At 71.6% G+C, this 3,019-nt stretch carries 3 protein-coding genes; all 3 read left to right on the top strand.

Translation table 11 applies throughout. The features are described from left to right. Positions 1-1,122, top strand: a 1,122-nt coding sequence (dnaA, locus tag FV223_RS24030) for a chromosomal replication initiator protein DnaA (protein WP_246689782.1), incomplete at its 5' end; no start/stop codon positions are given. 201 nt (positions 1,123-1,323) lie between these two features. After that, positions 1,324-2,442: a DNA polymerase III subunit beta gene (gene dnaN / locus FV223_RS24025; RefSeq protein WP_147729331.1), complete on the top strand. Its 1,119-nt coding sequence runs from the start codon at positions 1,324-1,326 to the stop codon at positions 2,440-2,442. Between the two features lie 56 nt (positions 2,443-2,498). Beyond that, a partial coding sequence (locus FV223_RS24020; protein WP_147729330.1) for an AAA family ATPase occupies positions 2,499-3,019 on the top strand: 521 nt, incomplete at its 3' end.

Raw genomic sequence — 3,019 nt, 5'->3', positions numbered from 1 at the left:
GCCCGCCTCCACGCCGCCGGCACGCCCGCCCCGATGCCGACGACCCCGGCGCCCGACATGCGGGCCGAGATCGCCGGCGAGCTCAACGGCGCGCCCCTCGACGCGCGGCTCACCTTCGCGAACTTCCTGCTCGGCCGCTCGAACTCCCTGGCGCATGCCGCCGCCGACCGCGTCGCCCGCCACGACGGCGAGGGTGCGCTCTACAACCCGCTCTACTTCCATGCCGGCGTCGGCCTGGGGAAGACCCACCTGCTGCACGGCATCGGCCACGCCGCCCGCGAGGCCGGACGCCGGGTGATCTACCTCACGGCCGACCGCTTCATGTACGGCTTCGTCAACGCCCTGAAGACCCAGAACGCGCTCGCCTTTAAGGAGCGCCTCCGCGGCATCGACCTGCTGATCCTCGACGACGTGCAGTTCATCCAGGGCAAGTCGATCCAGGCCGAGTTCGGCCACACCATCAACGCGCTGATCGATGCCGGCCGTCAGGTCGTCGTCGCCTCCGACCGGCCGCCGACGGAGCTCGAGGCGCTCGACGAGCGCGTCCGCTCGCGCCTGGCCGGCGGCCTCGTGGTCGAGATCGGGATGCTGGACGAGCAGCTGCGCGCCTCGATCCTCTCCGCGCGGCTCGCCGCCGTGCGGGTGGCGCATCCGAGCTTTGAGGTCTCGCCGGCGGTGGCGACCTACGTGGCCCGCGCGATCACGGCCAACGGCCGCGACCTCGAGGGCGCCGTGAACCGCCTGCTGGCCCATGCCACGCTCACCGGCACCGCCGTGACCATGGAGACGGCCGAGACCGCGATCCGCGACCTCGTGAAGAACCGCGAGCCGAAGCGGATCAAGATCGAGGACATCCAGAAGCTCGTCGCCTCGCGCTACAACGTCTCGCGCTCCGACATCCTCAGCGAGCGCCGCACCGCCGCGGTGGTGAAGCCGCGCCAGATCGCGATGTACCTGTCGAAGGTGCTGACCCTGCGCTCGCTGCCCGAGATCGGCCGCCGCTTCGGGGGGCGCGACCACACCACGGTGCTCCACGCCGTGCGCAAGATCGAGAAGCTGATCGGCGAGGACGCGGTTCTCGGCGACGAGGTCGAGCTCCTGAAGCGCATGCTGCAGGATTGATCCTGCTCCGTCCCTCCCCTCTCGCGGGGCGGGACGCGCGGGGCGGGTCGTCGGCCCGTCCCGCCCCCGATCGCCCTGTGCGAGGGACGAATCGCGCCCTTGCCTTCGCGCCGCCGCTTCGCCAAGCTGAACGGCCAAACTCCGAACCCGCCGGCCGCGGCGGCGTTCGAGCACGGTCCTTCGAGCATTCAGAGTACTGCGATGAGAGTCACTGTCGAGCGTGCGGCCCTCCTACGGTCGCTCGGCCACGTGCACCGCGTCGTGGAGCGGCGCAACACGATCCCGATCCTGTCGAACGTGCTGCTGCGTGCCACCGGCGGCGGCCTCCAGCTGCGGGCGACCGACCTCGACATCGAGGTGACCGAGACCGTGCCGGCCGACGTCTCGGATCCGGGCGCCACCACCGTGCCGGCCCACGTGATCTACGACATCGTGCGCAAGCTCCCCGAGGGCGCGCAAGTCTCGCTCGAGACCGGCGGCGAGTCCGGCCAGATGACGATCCGCTCCGGCCGCTCGCGCTTCGCGCTCGGCGCCCTGCCGGAAGGCGACTTCCCGGACCTCGCCGCGGGCGAGCTGCCGCACAGCTTCGGCATCGCGGCCGCCGACCTCAAGCGCCTGATCGAGAAGACCCAGTTCGCGATCTCGACCGAGGAGACGCGCTACTACCTCAACGGCATCTATCTCCACACCATCGAGGCGGAGGGGCTGAAGCTGCGCGCGGTCGCCACCGACGGTCACCGGCTCGCCCGCGTCGAGATCGACGCGCCGGAGGGAAGTGCCGGCATGCCGGGCATCATCGTGCCGCGCAAGGCGGTCGCCGAGATCCAGAAGCTCGTCGACGACGGCGGCGACAGCGTCGCCATCGACCTCTCGCCCGCCAAGATCCGCCTGCGCTTCGCCTCCGGCGTGACGCTGATCTCCAAGCTGATCGACGGCACCTTCCCCGACTACCAGCGCGTCATCCCGGCCGGAAACGACAAGCGCCTCACCGTCGAGCGCGAATCCTTCGCGCGGGCGGTGGACCGGGTCTCGACGATCTCGTCGGAGCGCGGCCGGGCGGTGAAGCTCGGCCTGCAGGAGGGCCGCCTCTCGCTCTCGGTCAACAACCCGGATTCGGGCAGCGCGACGGAGGAGCTCGACGTCGACTACGAGGCCGCCGGCCTCGATATCGGCTTCAATGCCCGCTACCTCCTCGACATCACCGGCCAGCTCGAGGGCGACACCGCCCTGTTCAAGCTCGCCGACCCGGGCTCCCCGACCCTGATCCAGGACCGCGAGGGCGCCTCGGCGCTGTACGTGCTGATGCCGATGCGGGTGTGAGCGAGGCACCGGTTTCGCACTCGGGTGGGCCATCGAACGAGACGGATGATGCGGATGTGCAGCGCCTCACCCGCCTGACCGCCCGCGACTTCCGCAACCACGCCGATCTCGACCTACCGCTGTCGGACCGCTTCGTCGCGCTCGTCGGCGAGAACGGGGCGGGCAAGACCAACATCCTGGAGGCGATCTCGCTGTTCGCGCCCGGCCGCGGACTGCGGCGGGCCGAGTTCTCGGCGATGGCGCGCGAGGACGGCCCCGGCGGGTTCGCCGTCTCGGTGACGCTGGCGCGCGACGGGGCGGAGCACCGCCTCGGGACCGGATGCGAGCCGCCGGGCTTCGACGGCCGCATCAGCCGGCTCTGCCGGATCGACGGGGCCGGCGCGCCCTCCCCGGTCGCCTTCTCGGAGTTCCTGCGCGTGGTCTGGCTGACGCCGGACCTCGACGGGCTGTTCCGCGGGCCGGGCGGCGACCGCCGCCGCTTCCTCGACCGGCTCGTGCTCGCGGTCGATTCCGGCCACGGCGCCCGCGTCTCGGCGATGGAGCGGGCGCTGCGCTCGCGCAACCGCCTGCTGGAGGA

Source organism: Methylobacterium sp. WL116, from assembly GCF_008039455.1.
GTDB lineage: Bacteria > Pseudomonadota > Alphaproteobacteria > Rhizobiales > Beijerinckiaceae > Methylobacterium.
Note: the sequence above shows the minus strand (reverse complement) of the source record. Positions and strands in the feature narration are given on the sequence as shown.